The sequence below is a fragment of the Stakelama pacifica genome (assembly GCF_004361835.1).
GTDB lineage: Bacteria > Pseudomonadota > Alphaproteobacteria > Sphingomonadales > Sphingomonadaceae > Sphingomonas > Sphingomonas pacifica.
In genome coordinates this window covers 22,861-47,840 of sequence record NZ_SNWD01000014.1, presented here as the reverse complement: position 1 = coordinate 47,840, position 24,980 = coordinate 22,861, and the positions used below count along the sequence as shown (strand labels likewise).

The window sequence follows — 24,980 nt, the reverse complement described above, 5'->3', positions numbered from 1 at the left end:
GGGGGCGCCTCAGAAAAAGCCGAGCTTTTTGGGGCTGTAGCTCACCAGCATGTTCTTGGTCTGCTGATAATGGTCGAGCATCTTCAGATGGTTTTCGCGCCCGATGCCCGATTGCTTATACCCGCCGAACGCCGCGTGCGCCGGATAGGCGTGATAGCAGTTGGTCCACACGCGCCCGGCCTGAATCGCGCGGCCGAAGCGGTAGCAGGTGTTGGCATCGCGGCTCCATACGCCCGCGCCGAGGCCGTACAGCGTGTCATTGGCGATCGCGAGCGCTTCGTCCTGATCCTTGAAGGTCGTCACCGACAGGACGGGGCCGAAAATCTCTTCCTGAAAGATGCGCATGCGGTTGTTGCCGCGAAACACGGTGGGCTCGACATAGAAACCCTCGGCAAGGTCGCCCGCGAACCGGGCCGCATTGCCGCCGGTGAGCAGCTCGGCACCCTCCTGTTTGCCGATATCGATATAGGAGAGGATCTTGTCGCGCTGTTCGCTGCTCGCCTGAGCGCCGATCATCGTGTCCATGTCGAGTGGATTGCCCGCCTTGATCGCCTGCACCCGCTTGATCGCGCGCTCCATGAAGCGGTCATAGATGCTTTCCTGCACCAATGCGCGGCTGGGGCAGGTGCACACCTCGCCCTGATTGAGTGCGAACATGGCGAAGCCCTCAATCGCCTTGTCGAGGAAATCGTCATCCTCGCGCGCGACATCGGCGAAGAAGATGTTCGGGCTCTTCCCGCCCAGTTCCAGCGTCACGGGGATCAGATTTTCGCTGGCATATTGCATGATCAGCCGCCCGGTGCCGGTTTCGCCGGTAAAGGCGATCTTGGCGATGCGCTTGCTGCTGGCGAGCGGCTTGCCCGCTTCGAGGCCGAAGCCGTTGACGACGTTCAGAACCCCGGCGGGGAGCAGATCGCCGACGATTTCGAGCCACACCATGATCGACGCAGGCGTCTGTTCGGCGGGTTTCAGCACGATGCAGTTCCCGGCGGCGAGTGCAGGCGCGAGCTTCCATGCCGCCATCAGCAGCGGGAAATTCCACGGAATGATCTGCCCGACCACGCCCAGCGGTTCCTGGAAATGATAGGCGACGGTGTCATGGTCGATTTCGGAAATGCCGCCTTCCTGCGCGCGGATCGTCCCGGCGAAATAGCGGAAATGGTCGATGGCGAGCGGGATGTCGGCGGCCATGGTTTCGCGCAGCGGCTTGCCGTTATCCCAGGTCTCGGCAATGGCGAGCCGTTCGAGATTGTCCTCCATCCGGTCGGCGATGCGGGTGAGGATCAGCGCGCGATCGGCTACGCTCGTCCGGCCCCATGCTTCGCGCGCGGCATGCGCGGCATCGAGCGCCGCCTCGATATCCTCGGCCTGACTGCGCGCGACGCGGCAGATGGTCTTGCCGGTGATCGGTGAGATATTGTCGAAATAGCGCCCGCCTTTCGGCGCCATCCAGTCGCCGCCGATGAAATTGTCATATTTCGCGGCAAAGGGCGCGGTCATCGCGGCCGCAGGGCTGGTCTGTGCATCCATGGGAAGGTTCCTCTCAAATCCATATCGCCGGCTGATGCCGATCGTGAGGAACAATCTTCGCGCTTATGGGCGCGAAGGAAAGGGCAGGGCGATCAGGGGGATGCGCAATCGTCTCACTATCGAGACAGATAATGCGGGCGACGATCGTCAGCCGCGCGAAATGCCCGCTCTGTCCATCCGGCGATAGAGAGTCGCGCGTCCGATGCCGAGCGCCTTTGCCGCCTGCGTCGCATTGCCGTTCGCCTGAGCCAGCGCGCGGCGCAGGATCGCGCCGTCGGCATCGCGAAACGAGTCGAGCGACGGGCCGCCCAGCACCTCCGCCGCGCCGCGCCGACCCAGACTGGCGTCGGTCAGGCTGAAGCGGCGCCGCGCCGCGCGGGTGGCACCGACGATCAGATCGTCGCGATCGACCGCCAGCAGGGCAGTATCGCCGCCGGGCAGATTGGCGTCGATGATCCGGTTGCCCTCGAACGAGCGGCAGAACAGCGCGCGTTCGATGCGGCGGGCGGCGTCCTGCACGATCTTCTGCACCAGCGTCGCGGTCGCTTCGGTATGATCGTCGCGGCAGTTCGAAATGTCGAGCGCGCCGGTCAGCCGCCCGGCGGCGTCATATACCGGCGCGTCCATGCAGCTGATCCCGATATTGCGGCTGGCGAAATGCTGATCGCGATGGATGGTGACGGCGCATCCTTCGACCAGACAGGTGCCGATGCCGTTGGTGCCCTCGCTGCCTTCGCTCCACACGCCGCCAAGCGTCAGCCCGACCTGTTCGAACATCTCCCGGTCGCCGGGCTTGCTGCGCGCTTCGAGGATCACCCCGTCGCGGTCCGACAGCATCACCGCGCAGCCGGTCGCGGCAACCGTCTGAAACAGCTGATCGAGCAGCGGGCGCGCGACGTCGAGCATCAGTTCGTGGCGTTGCCGCCGCACGGTCAGCTCGCTTCCCGAAACGATGGTGGGCGCGCGATGATCGCCGGCGTTCAGCCCGTGTTTCAGCCCCGACCGGCACCAGCTCGCCGCGACAAGCGACTGTGCGGCCCGGGTCGGCGATCCGAGCACTTCTTCGACCTGATCCTGATGATGCCGGTCCATGGCATCACTCTATCGTGTTTTGGCCCCGATGGCGATGGGGTGTCGCGCACGGGCACGACTGCGGTCCAGCCGGGCGCGCCAAAAGCCGTATACGGCGAGCGAACCGAGCAGGGTCAGCACCAGTCCCGACAGCGTCATGGCAAGTTTCCACACGATCCCGCCGACCCGCGCCGCATGGATCGGATAGAATTTCTCCTGAAGCCGGGCGGCAGTGCCGCCCGTTCGTGGATCGCTCGCTGCCAGCATGCGCGCGCTCGCCGGATCGAAATAGACATAGCTCCGGCCGTTAGGCGTCCATTCGAAGCGCTGGGCGAGGCGGACGATCACCGGCGCATGGGGCTTTCGCGCATATTGGATGCGGCGAATCGCGGCATCGGGGAAGCGGCGATGCGCGCCGTCAATGATCGCGCGCCAGTCGATTCGCCCGGGCGGGGTCAGGGTCGGGGCCACGGGAACGGGCGCTTTGTCGATCCAGGGGCCGAGCGGGGTGAAGATCATCGCCGCGCCGGTCGCCATCGACAGGAGCAGCAGCGGCGCCGTGACGATCCCGATATCGCGATGCTGGCGGACGATCGCTGACGGCGTCATCCGCGCGGGCCAGAGCCGGAAGCGAAAGGTGCGCCGGGTGCGCCACCAAAGGATGCTGCCGGTTATCACGAAGCCGATGCCGATCAGCCCGGCGATCCCGGCAATCAGGACGCCGGTTTCGCCAGCGAACAGGCGATGGTGCAGGTCGAACAGCCAGAGTTCCGGGCGCTGCCATGCGCTGGTCCAATGCGCGACGCGTTCGCCCGACTGCGCGAAATAGGCGCCGCTGCCATCGGCATAGATCGCCTGATGCACGCCGAGCTGCGGCCCGGCAAAGGTGATGCGCGACAGCGGCTCGCCGCCCGATGCGCTGGCGGCCTCCATCACATGCGCCAGCGCCGCGTCACTCGCACGCACCGCATCATGCGCATGGGGGACGGCGATCCAGCTGTCTTTCCATACCAGCGCAGCGCCGGACAGGCCGATGACCGCGAGCAGCAGCCCGATCAGCGCGCCGGTCCAGCGATGGAGGAGCGACAATAGCCGCATCAGAAATCGCTACGCCAGCCCAGCGTGAAGTTGCGCCCGCGCCCGGTGTAGAAGCGCGCATTGTCGGTCGGCCCCTGCGTGTCGCTATAATAAGTGACATAATCCACATTGCCGAGATTCTGCACGCCCAGCTGAATACGCCCCTTGCCCAGATCGTAGGAGATCAGCGCATCGACCAGCGTATAGCCGCTGAAATCGTTCGCGCTCGGCTGTCCGTCGAAGCTGCGCGACAGATAGAAACGTCCCTGCACATGCGCGGCAAAGCGGCCGGTACGATAATCGGCGTCGAGGTTCAGCCGGTCGGGCGAGATATTGGCACCGTCGAGATCGGCATCGTCGACACCGTCGCCGTCTGTGTCGGTCCGTCCGACGGTATGGGCATAGCCGATACCGACCGTGAAGCCGGGCAGGGGCGTGCGGACATCGAGATTGAGGTCGAGTCCCTGAATATCGATCGGCTGGCGCGCGACCGAGAAGATGCCGTCATCGCCCCGGATGAGTACCTGCCCGACATCGCTCGACGACCAGTAATAGCTTGCGCTTGCCTTTAACGGGCCGCGTTCGACCTCGAACCCGACTTCGCGATTGTCGGAGACGACCGGGCTGAGGTTGAGGAAATTCTCCACCTCGATTCCGGGCTGATCGATGCCGCGCAGAATTCGGCCGATATCGGCGATCGTATAGCCCTCAGCATAGCTCGCATAAGCGCGGATGCCGCGCACGGGCTCGAAAACCACGCCGCCATTGGGCAGCGCACGGTCGAAACCGGGCGTGCCGCCGGTGACGCGCACCGCGCCATAGCTGGCGAGCGTAGTGAAATCGGGAATGTCGAGCCGGACATTTTCATAGCGCACCCCGCCCGCGAGGCGGAGCACATTGTTCAGCAGGCCCCAATTCGCCTGAACGAAGGGTGCAAGGCTGCGGAACGTGGTCTCCGGCACCCAGCTTCGCCCGGTCAGCGCGAGCGACTGCTGCGTGCGGTCGAACAGCGCGTCAAAGCCCAGCGTGAGGGTGAGGTCCTTCACCCCCGGCACGGGGCGTTCATAGCTGATCTTGCCCCCCAGCTTGCGCGAGATATTTTGCGACTGGTCGAACAGCGTGCCGAGCGGCGCGATCGAGGGATCCTGAAACGCGCCATAGACGCCGCCCCCGAACAGGTCGCGGGTGCGGTTGTAAAATCCCTGCAGCGTCAGCGTGCCGCCGCCCAGATCGCCCGCGATCAGCGACGCAGAGGCGAGTTCGGCGATACCCGATGCCTGTTTCCCCTCCGGTCGCCCACGCGCGGAAGTGGCCGGAACGCCGATCGCGCGGTTCCCGTCCACTGCGACATAATGGCCGTTGCCGCTGATATCGAAACGATTGGCGACCACCTCCAGCCGGGTATCGGGGGCAAGCTGAACGCCGATCCGGCCGAAAATCGACCAGCTGTCGGTATCCTGCAATTCGCTGTGATTGCCGTCGATGCCGACCCGGCGGCCATCGCCGTCCAGAAATACGCCGCGTCGTTCGAACGATCCGCCCGCCGTCGCATCGAACGCCCCCGTGCGATAGGTGAGCAGCCCCGCCGCCTTGCCGCCCAGCGAGCTTCCCGAAAAATCATCGCCGGCATTGCCCTGAAGCAGGGTGCGGCCATGCCAGCCATCGGTTTCGGGGGCGCGCACCGTCACCTGATTGACGACGCCGCCGGTCGCGCCGATCCCCTGCAGCGCGTTCGATCCGTAGATCACCTCGACCCGGTCGATGAAGAACGGATCGATCGTATAGCCGTCGCGCGATCCGTCGCGGATCGGCGTCGATTGCGGGATGCCGTCGATCGCGAACAGCGGCGAGCGGCCGCGCAATGTCTCGCCGAAGCCGGTGATCTTTTCGCGGTCGGGCGAAAATGCCGGGAGCAGCGCCGAAAGCGCAGCGACGGTCGATCCCGATACGCCGAGCTGGCGATCGAGCGTCTCGCTATCGATCACATCGAGCGTCACCGGCAGCGCGCTCGCCGGAAGTCGGGTACGCGCCGCACTGACGACGATATCGTTGTCGTCCTTTTGGGTATCCTGTGCGGCCTGCTGCGCCTGCGCAGCCAAAGGCGTGAACGCGATCAGCGCGAAGGACAGGCAAAGCGGACGAGCGAACATGAAACCCCCCAAAGGAATGAAGGGTGGCTCCTATCGTTACTGATAACGAGTTGCAATAATACTTTTCGTCGGTTGGTACTTAATGTGCCCCGCCGCCCGGCAGGGTGGCGCTTGTCATCAGCGCGCGTGCCGGTTCGATGCTTTTGTCGAAATAATAAAGGCGCGGTGCGTCGAAGGTAATCATGTAGAGCTTGCCGCCGACGATCGCTGCCCGCGCTTCGCCGTTGCGCGTCAGCGCATCGTCATCGGTATAGCGATAGGTGAACCGAACGCCCTTATTGCCCAGAAAATTCGTCGGTTCGGTCGAAAGCAGTTCGAACGAAGCGATATTTTTCTGCGTGCGATAGGTCCCTTCCAGCAGTTCGGGGATTTCGACCAGCAAGGTGCTCTGAAGGAATTTGGGGAGCGGATCGCGCTTCTTGCTGCGTTCGCGGACCAGCGGTTCATCGGGCGCGATCCCGCCGTAAAAGGTAACGTCGTTCAGCTGTTCGCCGTCCAGCGTCCAGGTTTCGGCATGTTTGCCGGGTGCCATCGAAAGGCGGTTCCAGTCGCGATCGGGCGTCACGCTCATATCCGAACCGGCTACCGTCGCCGCTTCCTTCGCGGTGCGCAGCCGGTGCGCGAGTGCGGGCGTGGCGAGCAGCGCCATTGCGGCGACCGCACCGGTGAGAGTGCGAAACATTCGGTGGGTCATTGGCTGTTTTCCTCAGGAAGCATGAGCCTGATCATCGCTGCGTCGGACGCATCGGGGCTGAGTTGGAGATAGTGTTTCAGGGCCGCCTGTCCCTCGGTCCGCCGTGCGGTTTTGATGAGCGACAGGCCAAGCCCGCGATAGGCCTCACCCAGCGCGGGATTGAGCGCGAGGGCATTTTGGTAGAATTGCGCTGCGGCGATGAAATCCCGCTGCGTGCCGCGGGTACGATAGAGATTGCCGCGGGCGAGCCACAGCGTGTCGGTCCAGCCGTTTTGGGCGAGATTCTGAATCAGATAATCGCTCGCACCGAAATCGTTGAGCTTGATCTGATCGTCGAGAAAGACCGGCATCCATGTTGCCAGCGCCTCGCGATAGCGCGCCGCCCCGTCATCGCGCGCATCGCCGTCGGATGCCGCGAGTTCGGTGAGATACGCAGCGCGCTCGCCATTGGGCGGGTGGGAGGCGGTGAAGGCGATTGCGTTGAAATTGGGCTTTTTCAGCCCGCGCACCGATGCCGAGCTTTCAGCCTCCGCCATGACATGTTGCCACATGTCGCCCGCTGCTTGCGGGCGCAGGGCGCTGCGGTTGAGATAGGCGACGCCCAGCCGGTCCGCCTCGCGCTCCTGATCGCGGCTATGCCGGAACAGGCTGCCATACACCGACAATTGGAGATCCTGATAGGTACGCATCGTGCGATAGCCCGGTGCCATGCCGGCCAGCAACGCGCCCCATGCGAGCACGTCGGAACCGGTGCGCCGCGACCGAAATGCCTGAAGCGTGTGGCGGCTTTCGAAATGGCCGAATTCATGGCCCAACACTGCGCCCAGTTCCGCTTCGTTGCGCACGCGAAGGAACAGCCCGCTCAACACCCGCATCGTGCCGTTGGGCGACATGGACGCGTTGAACGTGGGTTCGCGGATGATATATACCCGTACCGAATTGCAGCGGTCATCGCCCACCGTTTCGCACAGGACATGTTTTACATAAGCGGTCAGCGCTTCGTCGCGAATGACAAGGGGCGAAGCGGCAAGTTCTTTCTCCGCCTCATCATCCTCTCGCCACAGGCCGATTTCGTCGACACCCTGCGGCTGATACACCCCCTGATAGGGCGGCGGCAGCATTTGCTGCGCAGCCGCGTGTGGCGCCGCCCATAGCGTCGCCGCTATGGCGAGCAGCGCCCGCATATGGTCGACCGCCATGTTACTGACCGAGATCGCTGCCGGGGAAATCCTCCAGCAACTGGGCAGCGCGCTTGTCGGCTCCCTCCGCCTCACGGACATCGCCGCCCATCGCTGCATCGGCGTTCAGCCACAAAATGTCGCCGGTTTTCAGGTCGACGAGCCCGGCATAGCCCTGATGCTCGCCCGATTTTACCGGAATGCCCGGCCCCAGCATCGCAAGAACCTGAAGCACCTTGCGCCCGGTCGAGCCATAGGCATCGCGATTATAGAGGAAGAGCCCGTAATCGGCATCCTTCGCACCGGGCAGGTCGGCAACGCCCGCGCCGAGCGACCAGTCGAAAACATCTTCCTTATTGTCGCGCTTTTTGGTGGGCAGGCGGTTGCCCCGAAAGAACTGATATTCGATCACCGCATCCGACACCGCGGCGAACAACGCCATATGTTCGGCAAGCTTCTGCGCATCCTCGCCATAGGCTTCGGGCGCGACGACGATCTCATTTCCGAGCTTCGTCTGAAGTTTTTCCAGCGCGACCTGAAGGTTGCGCTTCGCCGAATCGGTCCATTCGCCATTGGGTTCGAACATGCCCCCGGTCGATTGCGACCCCACCTGCACGCTCGGCCGGAAGACGAGAATTTTCTTGCCGCTTTTCGGTGCCAGTTCAAAGCCCTGCTTCGTCGCAGAGCGTTCCTGTCCGCTTGCCGGCGCGGCGGCGAACAGGGTGACGCACATCGCCAGGGCGAGCGCGCGCAATATATGCTTCATCGATTTCCCCCCAATGTCCTGCCGAAGCAGGAGCGGATCGGACGGTAGGATGAAGGCTTCGCGCCGGACAAGCCGGAAAAGATGCCGGTTGGCGCAGGGCAGTATCGTTTCGGGAATCATCCGAAACGGAACTTGTCCGCGACTATGGGCGGTCCGGATGCGAGTGACAGCGGGCGTCATTAGGCTTTCTTCGCGCGGGCGGAGAAGCGATTGCTTGCCGTCGGCTGCCCACCCGCCTTATCTGTGCGGCCATGCATGGAACGAACAACACACTCGCGCTGATCGGCAATACGCCTCTGGTCCGGCTTGCCGGGCCGAGCGAGACGAGCGGCGGCGAAATCTGGGCGAAATGCGAATTCGCCAATCCCGGCGCGTCGGTAAAGGACCGCGCGGCGCTTTCGATCGTCGAGGATGCTGAGGAAAAGGGGCTGATCCAGCCCGGCGGCACGATCGTCGAGGGGACGGCGGGCAATACCGGTATCGGTCTCGCGCTCGTCGCCAATGCCAAGGGCTATAAGACGATCATCGTCATGCCCGAAACGCAAAGCCGGGAAAAAATGGATACGCTGCGCGCGCTGGGCGCCGAGCTGGTGCTGGTCCCGGCTGCCCCGTATTCGAACCCCGGTCATTTCGTCCACACCTCGCGCCGGATCGCCGAGGAGACCGAAAATGCGATCTGGGCGAACCAGTTCGACAATGTCGCCAATCGCCGCGCGCATATCACCGGCACTGCTGCTGAAATCTGGGAGCAGATGGAGGGGCGAATCGACGGCTTTACCTGCGCTGCGGGAACCGGGGGCACGCTGGCCGGGGTCGGGCTTGGCCTGAAGGAAAAGGATGAACGGGTGCGCATTGCGCTGTCCGATCCGCATGGCGCTGCTTTGTACGAATATTATGCCCATGGCGAGCTGAAGTCCGAAGGGTCGTCGGTTGCCGAGGGGATCGGGCAGGGGCGGATCACCGCCAATCTGGAAGGCGCGCCGATCGATACGCAATATCGCATTTCCGATGAGGAAGGGCTGGAATGGGTCCGCCGGTTGCTGCGCGAAGAGGGGCTGTGCCTCGGCCTGTCGTCGGGCATCAATGTCGCGGGCGCGGTGCGGCTGGCACGCGAACTGGGTCCGGGAAGCAGGGTCGCGACGATCCTGTGCGATACCGGTTTCCGCTATCTCTCGACGCTCTATAATCGCGAATGGTTGCAGGCAAAGGGATTGCCGGTGCCCGACTGGCTGGCTGCCGCCTGAGGCGAGCTGCTTCGCGCAGAGGTGACAAGCGCGTGCCGCTTGCCTAGACTGGCGCTATCGTGATGAAGCAGATGCAGCAGGAATCGGCGCAGGCAATGCAGCGCGTCCGGGTCGGTCTGACCGGCCTGATGGTGGTGCTCGTCATGATTTTTGTCGGCAGCATGATCTACGCCTCGGCGAATAAGGATGCCGGCGCGCCGACGATTACCGATGCCCAGCTGGAAACGGTCGCCAATCTGACCGCGCCTGAAAACGCGATCGAGCCGGTGGCGAAGAAGCAGCCCGAAGAGCCGCTCGCCGAACTGGGCGTCGCGCCGAGCGCGAGCACGGTCGAACCGGCAAGCGCGAACAAGATCGCCGCGCAGATTCAGGCGGAGAAGCAGAAGGACAGTTCGAAGGTCCATTGACTCGTGCTGCGGGGGCACGTGCTCAATATATTCGGGTCGCTTTCCCTCGCCTGCGCTGTTGCCGCTTCCTCACCTTGTGATGAACGGCATGAGTCGTTCCGGATACACGGCTACGCCGGTTTTCCAATCCGCGCTGACCTTTGCCTTTTGACAGCGAAATTCGCCGGAACGAACGCGCGCCTGCCTGAGCGTGGTCATTCCGACAGGATCGAGCGGTCGATCTCTGCGATGTTGCGTGCGCCGGTGAGCGCCATGGCGGTGCGCATTTCCTTTTCGATCAGCGAGAGCAACAGCGTGACGCCTGCCTCGCCCCCCGCCGCCAGCGCATAGAGCCATGCGCGGCCGAGCAACACGCCTTCGGCCCCCAGCGCGAGCATACGCACCACGTCGAGCCCCGATCGCACCCCGGAATCGGCGAGGATCGCGGTGCGTCCCTTCACCGCGTCGGCAATGGCGGGCAGCGCGCTCGCGGTCGAGGCGGTACCGTCAAGCTGGCGTCCGCCGTGGTTGGACACCACGATCCCATCGGCCCCGGCATCGACCGCCGCGCGCGCATCATCGGGGTCGAGAATGCCCTTGATAATCAGCGGCCCGTCCCAGGCTGCGCGAATCCAGCTGATATCGGACCAGGCGATCGACGGATCGAAATTCGCGCCGAGCCAGCCCATATAATCGTTCATCCCCGACGAAGCGCCCAGCACCGGCAGCAGATTGCCCAGCGCATGCGGTCGCCCGCGCAATCCCACATCCCATGCCCAGCCGGGCTTGCCCATCGCCTGCAACACACGGCGCAGCGGCGCGTACGGGCCGGACATGCCCGAATGCGCGTCGCGATAGCGCGATCCGGGCACCGGCATATCGACGGTGAAGACCAAAGCTTCGGCACCCTGCGCCTTTGCCGTGGCGATGAGGTCCGCCATGAAGGCGCGGTCGCGGATGACGTACAGCTGGAACCACAGCGGTCCCGGCGTCGCGCTGCGCACCTCCGCCATCGAACACAGACCGACTGTCGAAAGGGTGAAGGGAATGCCCGCGGCGGTCGCTGCTCTTGCTGCCTGCGTTTCGCCGCGTCGCCGGTACATGCCCCCGATCCCGATCGGCCCCAGCGCAAGCGGAAGCGGTCGGCGCGCCCCCAGCAGATCGGTCGACAGGTCGATGTCCGACACGTCGCGCAGCACCCGCTGTTTCAGCCCGATCCGCGCCAGATCCTCGCTATTGGCGCGCAACGTCATTTCCGACCCTGCTCCGCCATCGGCATAGTCGAACAGGAAGCGCGGCACCCGCGCCTGCGCCGCGCGGCGAAAATCATGCGGGGAGGAGATGATCGTCACGGATGCATTCCCCTCGACAAAGGAACAGAGATCATGCAAGGCTCTCACTGAAATATCAGATGCGACTTGTCGCAGACATAAGCGCGATACGCAAGCATTATGCCATGGGTGGAAAAGGATCGGAATGGCCGAAGCGAACCATGATGCACCACGCCTTGCGCTGCCCCGGCTGGGGTTCGGCGCAGCGGCGATCGGTGGATGGTTCGCGCGGGTGGATGCCGAAGCAACATGGGCGACGGTCGCTGCTCCGCTTAAGGGACGCATCTCCTTTTTGGACACCGCGCCGCATTACGGGCGCGGGTTGAGTGAGCGTCGGCTGGGCGATGCGATCCTGCTGGCCGGGCGCTATACGTTGCTGGAGCAGGAGCCGCTCGACAGCCCGTTCCCGCAATGCGAGGCCGTCGGGGTACAGGTGATTGTCGGCGGACCCTATAATAGCGGTGTCCTGGCAACCGCTGGACGCGGCGGCGCGGGACTTGACGTGTATGAGGACGAACCAAAGGTTCATCCCGGCCTGCTCGCGCATCCGTATGCTGTTCCGCTTCCGCATCTGGGTAGTGCCACGATCGAGGCGCGCTCGGCGATGGGTATGCGCGCCGCCGCGAAACTGGCAGCGTTCTTCCGTGGCGAGGAGCCGGCCGACCGTGTCGCCTGAAGAACCGATTGCGGCGCTGGTGGCGGATCGGCTGGCGCGGCGCGCGGCCGGCGATCCGCCATTGGTGCTCGGTCTTTGCGGCGCTCAGGGGAGCGGCAAGTCCACGATTGCGGCGCAGCTGGCGGCACGGTTCGATTCCAGCGCGGTCTTGTCGCTCGATGATCTGTATCTGACGCGTGCCGAACGCGCGGCGCTGGCGCGCGATGTCCATCCGCTGTTCGCGACCCGCGGCGTTCCGGGAACGCACGATGTTGCGCTGGGGATCGCGACGATTGAGGCGCTGGGGCGTCGCGAAACGATTGCGCTGCCGCGGTTCGACAAAGCGGTCGATGATCGCGCGCCCGTCGATCGCTGGCCCGAGGCACCGCGCGATTGCGCGCTGTTGATCTTCGAAGGATGGTGCGTCGGCGCGGTCGCGCAGGATGAGGCGGCGCTGGCGGCTCCGATCAATGCGCTTGAGGCCGGCGAGGATGCCGAAGGCATCTGGCGGCGCTATGTCAATGCAGCGCTGGCGACCGAATATCCGGCGCTATTCGCGAAAATCGATTTGCTTGCGTTGTTGATGCCGCCGGACTGGCCGACGGTGCTGCAATGGCGCATCGAGCAGGAGGAGGCGCTTCGACGCGCACGCGGCGCTGCGGCGGGCGTGATGAATGCCGCGCAACTGGCGCGCTTTGTCAGCCATTATGAACGACTGACGCGCCATATATGGGCTGAGATGCCCGCCCGTGCTGATCTGTGCCTGCCGCTGACCGCAGAGCGTGCACTGCGCGACTGACCGGTCGCATCATTACGGCGATGCGGCCGTGCATTGATTGAACGATGGCAGCGTAAGGTTGCAAGCAGCGCACTGCACGTCCACCGCATCGCTGCGGGCGCGCCACCCGGCCGCTGACGCGGCATTCATTCGGCCGGTCATGTTCGTGGGGTTACCGCCGCCCGAAACCGCAGCCGGTATAATTATTGTCGACGCCCGGATCGGTCAGCGGTCGACCTTGCGCTGATGAGCCGGGTGCTGCCGAAGCCCAAGGAGGGCGAGGAGGATGCGACGGGCAAGGATACGGGCATCCCGACCACCGCCGTCAATGTGCCGCAGATTCTGAGCCCGGTAATGGCTGCAACGTTGCTGTCGGTGACCGATAACAGCTATACCGCCCTTTTCATCGTGTCGGGAGCATTTGTGCTGGTCGGATGGTTCCTTGTCCTGCAGATCATGTCGGTACGCTGATATGACGATTATCGATTCACACCTTCACTTCTGGTCGCTGGCGACGCCGGGTCACGAATGGCCGACGCCGGACGAACCGCGCCTGTACCGGGATATGGGGCCGGACGATCTCCGCGCGGCGGCCGGAGATACGCCGCTGGCGGGCGCGGTGCTGGTCCAGTCGCAACCGACCGATACGGACACCGACTGGATGCTGGCGCTTGCTGCCGGTGAACCGCTGGTGCAGGCAGTTGTCGGCTGGGTCGATCTCGCTCATCCCGAAGCGCCGGAGCGGATCGCCGCTTTGGCGCGCCATCCCAAATTGCGCAGCCTGCGCCCGATGCTGCAGTCGATTGACGATACCGAGTGGCTGCTCCGCGACGAGTTGCGCCCTGCGATCGCGGCAATGGAGGCGAACGGGCTGCGGCTCGATGCGCTGGTGCAGCCGCGGCATTTGCCGATGCTGTCGCGTTTCGTCGCGCGCTGGCCCGATCTGGCGGTGGTGATCGATCATGCCGCCAAGCCCGATGCCGCACAGGGAGCGATCGATCCCTGGCGCGATCATATTGCGCAGCTGGCCGGGCAGGGCGCGTTCTGCAAGCTGTCAGGGTTGCGCACCGAGCAGACGCCCGATCAGGCGGCGGACGAACTGGCTCCCTATATCGATCATCTGCTTGCGAGTTTCGGCGACCGGCTAATGTGGGGCAGCGACTGGCCGGTGCTGACCCGGTTCGGCGAAAGCTATACGCGCTGGCTCGCCGATGCGCAGCGGCTGGCCCGGGCAACGGGCACCGAACGCGAACGGTTGTTCAGCGGTTGCGCGCGGGACTTTTATGGCCTGCCGGAAGATGATCGCTGATCCGCCACGCGGATAATTCGCGGGCGAGGGATGAGGCCGAAGATGATCGCTGATCCGCCAAGGCGGAGAATTCGCCGGCGAGGGTCGCCTGGAATATCAGTCGTCTACGAATCGTAGCGCAAAGCGTCCGACCGCGATATTAAATGGTCGCATGCCCAGGACAGCTCGCGGAACTCGCACAAAACGCCATGCCTCCGCCGCCGGGGAACCGATCGGGACCGGGCCCCGGCTGGGCGAAGTGGCGTATCGCCGGATCCTCGAAGGATTGTTCGACCGGCGTATTTCGGCCGGCTCGTTCATTTCGCAGAACGAACTGGTCCGGTTGCTTGATCTGCCCATTCAGCCGCTGCGGGACGCGCTGCGCGTGCTGGAGACCGAGGGTATCCTGAAAATCCACCCCCGGTCGGGCATTGAGTTTCTCAAGGCCGATCTCGAACTCGCGCGCTCGACCTATCAGTTTCGCTCGATCATCGAACGCTCGGCGGTGCGGGCCTATGCCGAGACGGCGGACGCGAACGAGATCGCCAGACTGATCGACATGCATCACGCGCTGCTCGAACAACTGGAGATCGACAGCGCGGAAGAATGTCTGGATGCGATGGAGGAACTGGAGCAACAGTTTCACAGCAGCATCATCGCTTCCTTGCGCAACCCGATGATCGAGACGACGGCGCGCAGGTTGAAAAACTATGTCGCGCTGATCCGTCTCGACGTCACCGCGACTGCACCGCGCATGATCCGCACGATTCGCGAGCATCTCGACGTTCTCCAGGCGTGTGAGGCGCGCGATCAGGAGGCTGCCGAGGCAGCGCTCGCGCATCATTTTCAGGCGGCGCTTCAACGCATTCTTGGGATGGTCTGACACCGCCGGACCCAGTTTCGGAGACTGTAATGATACCGACCCGTCACCTGGCGGGCGTCGGGGGATGGCGTGCGCCATGACCCGTCGCTTCGTCCGCAGGATCGACCTTGCCGACGATGCAGCGGTGATCGCCGCCTGTGAAGCGGCGCACGCGTCCGGCCATACACCGCCTGAGGTACTTGCCTCGCAACGCCGTACCGGCGTCGTCGAGGTCGAAATTTATCGCCACGGCAGCGGGCTGGAGGTCAGCGACACCAGCGCTGCATCGGCAATAGGGTGATGCTGCACCGCGTCAACTCCCGGCAAGGCAGCAATGACGCGGCACAGCCCGCGCGCCCTTGCAGTGCCGATGCATTTGCGGACCTGCCGCGATCGGCGTTCAGAGAAACATGTGTCGAAAAACGCCATAGTCTCACAAGCCGACAATCCCTCCATACCGGATACGAAATGCGTGTCGCGCCGGACAACGGCTGCTATTCCGGATCGATAAGCAGAAAAGAAAAGCACAGAAAAAGGAAAGTGATGCCCGAAGTTCAGGACTATGCCAGGGCAGCCGATCAGGTGTTCGACGTCCTTCTGGGCGATAGCAGCATTGCCATGACGCTGGTGGAAATCGACAAGCTCTCACCTCATCCCGGCGCAATGCGTGAAGCATTTTCGCTTATATTTCGCAGTGAATCGCAGCTTGTTTTGCCGCAGCGGACCTATTCCATGCGCAACCGGTCCATTGAAAATGCCGAGCCCGTCGGGGTGTTTCTTGTACCCATCGGCCGCGACGCGAAAGGTGTGCGCTATCAGGCGGTGTTCAACTAGGCTTTTCAGGTCCGACATCGGATAGCGCACGGGGAATAATTTCCCCACGCTGTTGCGATGAATTTGGCGTTCTACACGGCGGAACGGGTATCGGGATGCCATATCAGGTGGCGGTGCGTTGCAGCTCCGTTTGACCCGTTGACGAAGCCCAGCCTGCGATAAAGCGCTTCGGCACGCCGATTGTCGATGCCGACATGCAGGTCAATCGCCGCGCCGATATCGGCTGCAGCCTTGCACAATGCCGTCAGAACGGTACTGCCCACTTTCCGGCACTGATGGTCAGCGATCAGGCCGATATCGATCACGCGCCATGGCGCGATGGTGCGATCGACGCACAGCCTCCCTATCGGCGTGCCGCCGTGCAGGATGATCCAGCGATCCGCATCAGGGAAATGGCGCGCGATATGATGTTCGAACAGACGGTGCTGCTGGGCGATCAGTGCGCACAATGGTTCATCGGCGAGCATAAGCCCGGCAAATATTTCCCGCCTGTACGCAGCGTGCATCTGTGCGACCAGCGTTGCGTCATTGTCCCCCTCATCGCGAAGCGAGAGCGGCGGGGAGAGGATCAGTCGAATTGCGGATATTCTCCCTGAAGGGCGATGCAATAATTGGTCGCCACATACGGTTGCATATTATTGTGGGGCTGCGTTCCTCCGGTATTCGCGATCGACAGCGGCGACATCTGCGTGTTCGCCTGACTCGTTGAATATACCGGGCGGCTCGATGAGGTTAGCGACGCATTGATATTCGGGTCGGTATAGGCCGTGCTGCGTGTCTTCATCGCAGCACGGACACCATGGGTGTGCGCGGGAATCTGCGCTTCCGTCAGCGTTAACGCTGCAGCTCCGAAAGGCTGACCTACGCGGCGCACGGTCAGCCCCGGCCCGGCACCGGCGCCGCAGGGCGAACGCATCGTCAGATCGGGCAGCGCGAAATTTGTTCTTCCATCCCCGCCATAAACAACACCGATCAGCGAAAACAGCGCCGTATACTGATTGAGCGGGAGAAGGCTCCCGTCACAAAATGCCCAATCATAAGGTGCAAAGTCGAAGCAGAAATCGGAAATCTGGCCAATAAACCCTTCCATGGTTGTAATCTCCTTCAATTGGCGCGGGAGGGGTACACGCCGAATAGCGCAATGCAGGGACGTAACGGCAGCGTCGGGCCACAATTATCATGGGGCTGGTTGCCGCCCGTCATCCCCACTGCCTGTGCGGACATCATGACGGTGCCGTCGGGAACATCGACGAATATTTCTGCCGTGCCATTTGCAAGCACCTTTCCATCCGGATCGGTGTCGGTCGCGGCGGCGGTGCCGGCGTTGAGGGAATGGGTATGTTCCGGCATCTGGTCGCTGAGTAAGGTCACGCGCTCGGCACCGGCAGACTGACCCAATACGTACGTCGAACCGGTGGTCGGCGACGTTCCCTGCCCGATCGGAACCCGTCCGCGCAGATCCGGCAGCGCAAAGGTGGAGCGCCTGTCACCGCCATAAGTGGTGCCGATAAGCGAATACAGCGTCTCATATTCCGCGATCCGCAGCACGCTTCCGTCGCATTCGGCCCAACCTTTCGGCGTTCTGGCGGGATAGGGAAATATTCGGATTTCCCCCACATATGCTTCGCTCATATTGGTCTCCCTGAGGCAGTTTTCCGGAGCTCGTCCTTCAGCCGCGCGACGGAAAAATGCCCGAAAGTGTCACTACGCAATTGATCGTCAGAAACGGTTGCATGTTCTGGTGCGCATGCGAACTGCCGCTCGTTCCGGGCGGAGATCCGCCCAGCGCCACCATCTGTCCGGTATCTCCATAGGTCGGAACAGGGGCTTCAGCGAACACGGCGTCATTGGGCAGACTTTGTTGCGCTGTATCCTGGTTTGCGAACAGCGCATGCGTGTGATCGGGCATTTCGTTGATGGTCAGTATGTGCGTTTCCTCACCGGCTGCCTGGCCCACATTGATTCCCGATCGTGCGGGATTGCCTGCCCCGATGGCGGTTCGCCCGTTCAGGTTCGGCAGCGCGAACGTCTTCGTTCCGTCGCCGCCATATCGGTTTCCGAGCAGTGCGAAGAGGGCATTATTCTGCTGGATCGGAAGAAGCTGTCCGTTCGCGAAAGCGGTTTGCCGGGGTGCCCAGTCAAAGGCCAGCGGCAGGATCATGCCGAGGAAATAATCCATGGAATCTCTCCATCGTTACGCGGCCAGTACATGGCAAAACGGGGTGAATGGAAAGCGAAACTCCATCCGGAACGAACCGGAATTTTATTAAATTTCCGGAACTTACAACCGAACGCATCCTGGCCGCCATATAACTGCTGTTTTATAGGGTCGTGCGTCCGGCAGGGGCCGGTTTCATCACGTGCGATCGGGGGCACTATGATGACGCCGCGATTCCTGAACGTTTTTGCATCGTATCTGGAGCATTATGCGCCGAGGTCAGCAGCAGGTGCTGCGCGGTCATGGCTGACAGCAGCGTTGCTGTTGCTGGCCGGGATGATGGTTCCGGGTTTTGCGGACGCACAAACCTGGCAAAATTGCACGATCAACGTATCCGTCGGCGAAAATCAGACGCTTAGCAGAGATGCGCTAGCCGACTGCCCCCGAGGCGTTAGTCAGCCCAACAGCTATGTCCGGGTGCCATATGCCGGATTCGGCACGATTCCTCAGCACGGTACCGTGCAGCCCAATCCCAACGATTTCGATGACGGACAGTATAGGTACACTCCATATGGGGGGTTCCGGCTGATATATACGCCGGACCCGGCATCTGGTGGCTTAAACGATGTCTTTGACGTCAGTATATTCGATGAAACCAGAAATGATTATTATCTGGTAACCTATAATGTCAGCATCACACCGGCGTCAGCACCGCCGACGCTGAGCGGGGCATCGCCATTGGCCGGAACAGTCGCCGGAGGCACGCTGGTTACCCTGACGGGTAATAATTTCATATCCGGCATGAATGTGACTGTGGGCGGCAATCCGGGGACAAGCGTCACGGTCAGCAGCACCACCAGTCTGACGTTTCGCACACCGGCCGGAAGCGCGGGAGCGAAAAACATCGTGGTTACGTCCAGCGGCGGTACCGCGACGCTGACCGGTGGCTTCAGCTATGTCGAAGCGCCACAACTGGCCGCAGCGTTCAGTCCCTCGACGATTGCCGCAGGCGCCACCGCGACGCTCAATCTGACGATCAGCAACCCGCCGGGTAACAGCGTGTCGCTTAGCGGGCTTCAGTTCTCGGCGAACCTGCCCGGCAACCTGTCCGGCATGATTCAGTCGTCAACATGCGGTGGCACGCTGAGCCTGAACAACGGTACGGTTTCTTTGTCGAACGGCAGCGCGCTTTCGCCCGGATCGTCCTGCGCGATCGCGGTGCAGGTAACGCCCGGTGGATCGGGAACCTATTCGCTGACGACGGGAACGATCTCCGCATCCGGACCGACTGCGTTGACCGGCAGCGCTGCATCGGCGAGCCTCACGGTCAATGCGCCGACGATCACGGTTTCGCCGGCTTCGCTGACGAATGCCACGGTCGGCGCGAGCTATTCCACGACGATCAGCGGCAGCGGCGGCACCGCGCCCTATAGCTTTGCAGTGACATCGGGCGCATTGCCTGCCGGGATCATCCTCGCCGGCAACGGCACGCTGTCCGGCGTGCCAACCGCCGGAGGCGCGTTCAGCTTTACGATTACGGCCACCGATCAGGACAGTTACAGCGGCCAGCGCAGCTATAGTCTGACCGTCGCCGCGCCGTCGATTGCGTTTGCCGCAAGCGGCGCGCTGCCCGATGCCACGCGCAATGTGAGCTATTCGCAAACGCTGAGCGCCAGCGGCGGCAGCGTGCCCTATAGCTATGCCGTGACCGGCGGTGCATTGCCCGCCGGGCTGACCCTTGCCGCGAACGGCACCATTTCGGGCACGCCGACCGGGGGCGGTACCGCTAATTTTACCGTAACGGCAACCGATAGTTCGACCGGTTCGGGACCTTATACGGGCAGCGAAAGCTATTCGATCACGGTGACTGTGCCGGCCGTTTCGCTGGCGCCGTCGACGATCCCGGGTGCCACGCGCAACGTCAGCTATTCGCAGGCGCTCAGCGCGACCGGAGGCAGCGGGCCGTACACCTATTCCATATCGTCGGGTGCACTGCCCGCCGGTATGACACTGTCCGGCGGCGGTGTGCTCAGCGGTACGCCGACTGCGGCCGGATCGTTCATCTTCACGGCCACCGCCACGGATCAAAACGGTAATTCGGGAAACCGCGCCTATACGCTGACCGTATCGACGCCGGCTATCGCCCTGTCCCCGGCTTCGCTCAATGATGGCCGCGTCGGCGACGTGTATAGCGCGACGCTTACTGCCTCGGGTGGTGCGGCGCCCTATAGCTTCGCGCTGGTAAGCGGGGCGCTTCCGCCGGGCGTGACATTCTCTTCCGGCGGCGCGCTTTCCGGCACGCCGACTGCCGGCGGTACGTTCAATCTGGTGATTCGCGCTACGGATGCCAATGCGAACAGCGGGGATCAGGCCTATGCCCTGACCGTCCTTGCACCCGCCATCAATATTGCCCCGGCGACGCTGCCGGACGCCACCCTGAACGCAGCGTACAATGCAACGATCACCGCAAGCGGGGGCACGGTGGGGTATAGCTATTCGATCGCCAGCGGTGCGTTGCCGACCGGGCTGACGCTTTCCGCCAGCGGCGCGCTTTCGGGTACGCCGACCCAGAGCGGCGACTTCGCCTTTGCGATCAGCGCCAGTGACAGCTCTACCGGCACCGGACCGTATAGCGGTGCGCGTTCCTATACGCTGACAGTTGCCGTGCCGACGATTGCCGTAACACCTGCCAACATCCCCGGCGCGACAACCAATGTCGCATATTCACAAAGCCTGAGTGCCGGTGGCGGAACCGGTCCGTATAGCTATGCGGTAACTTCCGGCGCGCTGCCTTCGGGAATAAGTCTTTCGGGCAGTGGCATGTTGTCGGGCGCTGCTGCGACGTCGGGAAGTTTTACCTTCACCGTCACCGCGACCGATGCCAATAATAATAGCGGCACGCAGGCTTATACGCTTGCCGTATCGTCGCCCACGATCGCCCTGAATCCGACCACCCTGCCGGATGCAACGATCAATGCCGCCTATTCGCAAAGCCTGAGCGCGAATGGCGGCGCTGCGCCCTATAGCTATGGCGTGACCTCCGGCACATTGCCTTCGGGGGTAAGCCTGTCGAGCGGTGGGCTGTTGTCCGGCGCCCCTGTGACATCGGGAAGCTTCGGGTTCACCGTCACGGTGACGGATGCGAACGGCAATAGCGGGATTCAGGCCTATACGCTCGCCGTGTCTGCGCCGACGATTGCGCTTAGCCCGACCACGCTGGGCAATGGTGTTCCGAACGCTCCGTATAGCGCGAGCATCAGCGCAAGCGGTGGCACCGCGCCGTATAGCTATGCGGTGAGCGCGGGCGCGCTTCCCTCCGGACTGTCGCTCGGGACCGACGGGACGCTCGCAGGTACGCCGGTGAGTGCGGGCACGTATAATTTCACGATCACGGCCAGCGATGCGAACAGCAACAGCGGTGCCCGAAGCTACACGATCGACATCGTCGCGCCGACGATTGCGCTCACGCCCGATATGCTCGACGACGGCATTCTCGGCACTGCCTATAGCGTGACGCTGTCGGCGAGCGGCGGCGTTGGGCCCTATGGGTACAGCATCGCATCCGGCGCGCTCCCGGCCGGTCTGACTCTGTCGGGCGACGGTCTGCTATCCGGCACACCGACGGCGGCAGGCTCGTTCGGTTTCACGCTCAGCGCTGCCGATGCGAACGGTAATGCCGGGACGAAGGCCTATAGCATCGCGATCGTCTCACCCCAGGTGAACGTCACGCCCGCCGCTCTGCCCGATGGCAGCGTGGGAACGGCGTACAGCCAGCCGCTCTCCGCCACCGGCGGCACGGCCCCGTACAGCTATGCGGTAAGCACCGGCACGCTGCCCGCCGGTCTGACGCTGGCCGGCAACGGCACGCTTTCGGGCACGCCGGACGCTGCCGGCAGCGTGAGCTTCACCGTTACCGCGACGGATGCGTTCGGCACCAGCGGTGCGGTCGGATACACCCTCACGATCGCCAAAGCGGCACAGACGATCAGCTTTACCGCCCCTGCAGACATCGCGCTGGGCAGCGGACCTGTGACCCTTGTCGCTGCGGCGAGTTCGGGCCTTCCGGTCAGCTTCGTTGCGGCCACTCCTTCGGTCTGCACCGTCGCTGGCGATCAGGCGACGCTGGTCGCATCGGGCACCTGCACGATCGAAGCGCAGCAGGCGGGTAATGAAAATATCGCAGCAGCACCGTTAGTGTCCCGCAGCTTTACCATCACCGCGGCAGGACTTGTCGCCGTTCAGCCACAGGCGCCTGTCACGGGGACGGTAGGCCAGCAGCTGACGCCGGTGCAGCCGGTTACGGCCAGCGGGGGTACGAAACCTTATGCATATGCATTGTCAGCAGCGCTTCCCTCGGGACTGGAATTCTCGCCGTCCACCGGGGTGCTTTCCGGCACGCCAGTCGCGGATGCCGAAAATGTCAGCGTGACGGTGACGGTAACCGACGCCGCCGGTCAAAGCGCTCAGGCCGGTTTCACGATCACCATCGCGGCGCCTGCCATCACGCTTTCGCCCGAATCGCTCCCCGATGGCAAAACGGATGAGGCGTATAGCGCAGCGATCGTTGCGACCGGCGGCACTGCGCCCTATCGCTACGCCGTTACCGGCGGTGCGCTGCCGGCCGGGCTGAACCTGGCGGCAGATGGTGCCATCACCGGCCAGCCTGTCGATGGCGGCAGCTTCGATTTCAGTGTGACCGCCACTGACAGCAGCAGCGGCACGGGGCCGTTCAGCGCGACGCGCGCCTATCGCATCACGGTGGCACTGCCGCCGCCCGAAGTGTTGCCAGTTCCCGAGCAGGTCGCAGCGAGCGCGACGACGAGCGCTTCGCAACCGCTGACGCTGAATCTCAACGACTATATCACCGGCGATTTTGACAGCGTCGAACTCGTGCGTCAGGCGATGCATGGCACGGTGACGCTGATAAGTCCGACCCAGCGTACAGCGGGGATCGGAACGGCAGCGGCGAGCGGTTTCGTCGCCCGGTACGAACCTGAGGTCGGTTTCGTCGGGCAGGACGGTTTTGACTTTGTTGCGGTAGGGCCGGGCGGTACGTCCGCGCCTGCTACGGTTACCGTCACCGTCCGCGCCGATGTTCCGGTGGCGGTGAACCTTTCCGCCAACGCCGAACAGTCCTCGCCGGTTACGATCCTGCTGACCGAGGGGGCAAGCGGCGGTCCGTTCACGGCGGCGACCATCGTATCGGTCACTCCTTCAGATTCGATTTCGACACGGATCGAGGCGCGGGGCGAAGGCAGCTATGCACTCATCGTCACGCCCGCACCCACTTTTGCCGGGCTGGCAACGGTGGGCTACACGCTGACCAATGTCGCCGGAACGTCGGCAGTGGCGAGTGTGAGCGTGACGGTGGCGGCGCGCCCCGATCCGACTGCGGACCCCACCGTTGCCGGCGTGTCGGCGGCGCAGGCGGAGTCGGCACGGCGACTGGCCGCAGCACAGCTGAGCAATTTTCAGCGGCGCAACGAACAATTGCACAATGGCGGACAGGGGTCGGGCGGCATGTCGAGCAGCGTCCAGCTGACCGGTGGCACACCCGCATGGCAGCGTGAGGCAGAGGCGAATGGCTGGTCCGGCCAGACGGCGATGGCTGATCCGGCGGCGGTGCCGGCTGTCGCCGGTCGCGCTGTGGTCCGGGGCGATGCCGAGACGAACAGGGGAGGGGTGCCGGCAAAGCGCGCGACCGACCCGGCGGACACACCGGCTGCGGAGGACAATAGCGAACGCACGGTCGGATCGGCGGCGCTATGGGTTGGCGGTTCGGTGCTTGTTGGCACACGCGACGCCGATGCCGGGCGCGACCGACTGCGCCTGAGCAGCGAGGGGCTGAGCCTTGGCGTTGACGTCAAGCTGAACGATCGCCTGATCATCGGACTTGGCGGCGGCTATGGGCGCAGTGTGACAAAGGTGGGCCGGGACGACGCGGGACGTGTGCGTGCCGCGGCCAGCTCCGCTTCGCTTTACGGATCATGGTCCCCGGCACCTGCCTTCTTCGTCGACGGCGTGCTCGGCATTGGCGATCTCGACTATCGCATCCGCCGTTCGGTAACGGCCAATGGACTGACCGCCGATGCTGTACGCAGCGGGGAGCTGCTGTTCGGGTCATTGTCGGGCGGCATCGACCGGACGATGGGTCGGGCGGATATCTCGCTCTACGGCAAGCTGGACTGGGTTGATGCAACGCTCAATTCCTATTTCGAGCGCGGCGGCGGCACCTACAGCCTGGCGTTCGCGAAGCGCGATCTTAGCTCGATCGCCGGCGTGCTGGGTGGACGCGGCAGTCTGAATCTGGGTGCCGTTCGCCCGCAACTGCGGCTCGAATGGCGGCACGAGTTCAGGGACAGCGCCGCGCAGCTGCTCGATTATGCCGATGTCGGTGCCTATCGCTATCGTCTGAACGACGAGGCCTGGCTGATGGACTCGTTCACGGGCGAGGTCGGTGTCGAATTGCTGCTCGGAAGAGGCTGGAGCAGCACGATCGATCTGGGCGGTGGATTTGGCTCGGGCGCAACCTACGGCACTGCAGGCATATCCGTGGCCCGACAGTTCTGAAGCAAGGGTTCGGCGGGCTCAGATCAGCATCACCGCGTGCTGGTCTGAGCCTGCCGCCCCATCGGCGCACTTGTTAGGCTACAGGGCACCGACGCCCCGTGCGGCGACGTGAATATAGCCGACGATGGCAATGTCGCGCTGCATTTGCCGGGCGACTTCACGTATCTTGTCGAATTTGGCGCACCCGATATGAAAGCGATGGCACTCAAATCGTTGGGAAATTCTCGTCGATAGAGCGGCTTGACGGCCACTTAGCGCTCCAATTGCAGGTATTCGGTGCCTTGGGCGACAAGCGCGAACGCGGACACTATCAATGTGTCTGATGAACGGCGGCTATGTCGACGAACCGGAAAGTCTGCTTTTAGGAGCCCAGAGAGGCAAAACGGACGTTCTGCAGAGCGGACTGGC

The 24,980-nt window shown here is 63.4% G+C and carries 22 protein-coding genes; 10 read left to right on the top strand and 12 right to left on the bottom strand.

The window, feature by feature from the left end; all coding sequences use genetic code 11:
- Window positions 1–9 precede the first annotated feature (9 nt).
- From adh to EV664_RS16030, 7 genes are all read right to left on the bottom strand, one after another.
- Window positions 10–1,530, bottom strand: a complete 1,521-nt coding sequence (gene adh, locus EV664_RS16060) for an aldehyde dehydrogenase (RefSeq protein WP_133496732.1) — start codon at window positions 1,528–1,530, stop codon at window positions 10–12.
- Between the two features lie 147 nt (window positions 1,531–1,677).
- Window positions 1,678–2,622 (bottom strand): GAF domain-containing protein, encoded by a 945-nt coding sequence (locus EV664_RS16055; RefSeq protein ID WP_133496731.1) that lies wholly within the window; start codon window positions 2,620–2,622, stop codon window positions 1,678–1,680.
- Between the two features lie 9 nt (window positions 2,623–2,631).
- Window positions 2,632–3,699, bottom strand: a complete 1,068-nt coding sequence (locus EV664_RS16050; protein ID WP_133496730.1) for a PepSY-associated TM helix domain-containing protein — start codon at window positions 3,697–3,699, stop codon at window positions 2,632–2,634.
- Window positions 3,699–5,828 (bottom strand): TonB-dependent receptor, encoded by a 2,130-nt coding sequence (locus EV664_RS16045; RefSeq protein ID WP_133496729.1) that lies wholly within the window; start codon window positions 5,826–5,828, stop codon window positions 3,699–3,701. Before EV664_RS16045 ends, EV664_RS16050 begins: the two co-directional genes overlap by 1 nt.
- A 79-nt stretch (window positions 5,829–5,907) precedes the next feature.
- Window positions 5,908–6,522: a hypothetical protein gene (locus EV664_RS16040; RefSeq protein WP_229668309.1), complete on the bottom strand. Its 615-nt coding sequence runs from the start codon at window positions 6,520–6,522 to the stop codon at window positions 5,908–5,910.
- The gene (locus EV664_RS16035; RefSeq protein ID WP_229668310.1) at window positions 6,519–7,721 is read right to left on the bottom strand and encodes a M48 family metallopeptidase; all 1,203 of its coding nucleotides are present in this window, start codon (window positions 7,719–7,721) and stop codon (window positions 6,519–6,521) included. The genes EV664_RS16040 and EV664_RS16035 overlap by 4 nt, the downstream gene beginning before the upstream one ends.
- A 1-nt stretch (window position 7,722) precedes the next feature.
- Window positions 7,723–8,466: a hypothetical protein gene (locus EV664_RS16030; protein WP_133496728.1), complete on the bottom strand. Its 744-nt coding sequence runs from the start codon at window positions 8,464–8,466 to the stop codon at window positions 7,723–7,725.
- Between the two features lie 251 nt (window positions 8,467–8,717).
- On the opposite strand from EV664_RS16030, the gene EV664_RS16025 reads away from it, so the two are divergent.
- Together EV664_RS16025 and EV664_RS16020 are read left to right on the top strand one after the other, a co-directional pair.
- Window positions 8,718–9,710 (top strand): cysteine synthase A, encoded by a 993-nt coding sequence (locus EV664_RS16025; protein ID WP_133496727.1) that lies wholly within the window; start codon window positions 8,718–8,720, stop codon window positions 9,708–9,710.
- A 62-nt stretch (window positions 9,711–9,772) separates the two neighbouring features.
- Window positions 9,773–10,117: a hypothetical protein gene (locus EV664_RS16020; protein WP_211338526.1), complete on the top strand. Its 345-nt coding sequence runs from the start codon at window positions 9,773–9,775 to the stop codon at window positions 10,115–10,117.
- Between the two features lie 194 nt (window positions 10,118–10,311).
- Here the strand turns inward: EV664_RS16020 and lldD are convergent, their stop codons facing one another.
- On the bottom strand, window positions 10,312–11,448 hold the full coding sequence (gene lldD, locus EV664_RS16015; protein ID WP_133496726.1) for an FMN-dependent L-lactate dehydrogenase LldD: 1,137 nt from the start codon (window positions 11,446–11,448) through the stop codon (window positions 10,312–10,314).
- Between the two features lie 124 nt (window positions 11,449–11,572).
- Between lldD and EV664_RS19815 the strand changes: the two genes are divergently transcribed.
- The 7 genes from EV664_RS19815 (at window position 11,573) to EV664_RS19445 (ending at window position 15,844) form a co-directional block, all read left to right on the top strand.
- Complete coding sequence (locus tag EV664_RS19815; protein ID WP_373287525.1) at window positions 11,573–12,103, top strand: aldo/keto reductase; 531 nt, start codon at window positions 11,573–11,575, stop codon at window positions 12,101–12,103.
- Entirely contained in the window at window positions 12,093–12,881 is a 789-nt protein-coding gene (locus EV664_RS16005) for a kinase (protein ID WP_188656451.1), read from the top strand. The genes EV664_RS19815 and EV664_RS16005 overlap by 11 nt, the downstream gene beginning before the upstream one ends.
- A 225-nt stretch (window positions 12,882–13,106) precedes the next feature.
- On the top strand, window positions 13,107–13,331 hold the full coding sequence (locus tag EV664_RS16000) for a hypothetical protein (protein ID WP_188656452.1): 225 nt from the start codon (window positions 13,107–13,109) through the stop codon (window positions 13,329–13,331).
- 1 nt (window position 13,332) lies between these two features.
- Entirely contained in the window at window positions 13,333–14,169 is an 837-nt protein-coding gene (locus EV664_RS15995) for an amidohydrolase family protein (RefSeq protein WP_133496725.1), read from the top strand.
- 238 nt (window positions 14,170–14,407) lie between these two features.
- A complete protein-coding gene (locus EV664_RS15990) occupies window positions 14,408–15,031 on the top strand; it encodes a GntR family transcriptional regulator (protein WP_229668311.1) in 624 nt (207 codons plus the stop codon).
- 76 nt (window positions 15,032–15,107) lie between these two features.
- The gene (locus EV664_RS15985) at window positions 15,108–15,311 is read left to right on the top strand and encodes a hypothetical protein (protein ID WP_133496723.1); all 204 of its coding nucleotides are present in this window, start codon (window positions 15,108–15,110) and stop codon (window positions 15,309–15,311) included.
- Window positions 15,311–15,844 (top strand): DUF6916 family protein, encoded by a 534-nt coding sequence (locus tag EV664_RS19445; RefSeq protein WP_211338525.1) that lies wholly within the window; start codon window positions 15,311–15,313, stop codon window positions 15,842–15,844. Before EV664_RS15985 ends, EV664_RS19445 begins: the two co-directional genes overlap by 1 nt.
- A gap of 71 nt (window positions 15,845–15,915) precedes the next feature.
- On the opposite strand, the gene EV664_RS19810 is transcribed toward EV664_RS19445, so the two are convergent.
- The 4 genes from EV664_RS19810 to EV664_RS15960 all read right to left on the bottom strand — a co-directional run bounded on the left by EV664_RS19810 (window position 15,916) and on the right by EV664_RS15960 (window position 18,023).
- Window positions 15,916–16,311: a GNAT family N-acetyltransferase gene (locus tag EV664_RS19810; RefSeq protein ID WP_425326421.1), complete on the bottom strand. Its 396-nt coding sequence runs from the start codon at window positions 16,309–16,311 to the stop codon at window positions 15,916–15,918.
- Window positions 16,312–16,412: 101 nt separating this feature from the next.
- Complete coding sequence (locus EV664_RS15970; protein ID WP_133496721.1) at window positions 16,413–16,934, bottom strand: phage tail protein; 522 nt, start codon at window positions 16,932–16,934, stop codon at window positions 16,413–16,415.
- Between the two features lie 14 nt (window positions 16,935–16,948).
- Window positions 16,949–17,476, bottom strand: coding sequence for a phage tail protein (locus EV664_RS15965; RefSeq protein ID WP_133496720.1), 528 nt, complete (start codon window positions 17,474–17,476; stop codon window positions 16,949–16,951).
- A gap of 37 nt (window positions 17,477–17,513) precedes the next feature.
- Window positions 17,514–18,023 (bottom strand): phage tail protein, encoded by a 510-nt coding sequence (locus EV664_RS15960; protein ID WP_133496719.1) that lies wholly within the window; start codon window positions 18,021–18,023, stop codon window positions 17,514–17,516.
- Window positions 18,024–18,053: 30 nt separating this feature from the next.
- On the opposite strand from EV664_RS15960, the gene EV664_RS15955 reads away from it, so the two are divergent.
- Window positions 18,054–24,572, top strand: coding sequence for a putative Ig domain-containing protein (locus EV664_RS15955; RefSeq protein ID WP_133496718.1), 6,519 nt, complete (start codon window positions 18,054–18,056; stop codon window positions 24,570–24,572).
- Window positions 24,573–24,980 lie beyond the last annotated feature (408 nt).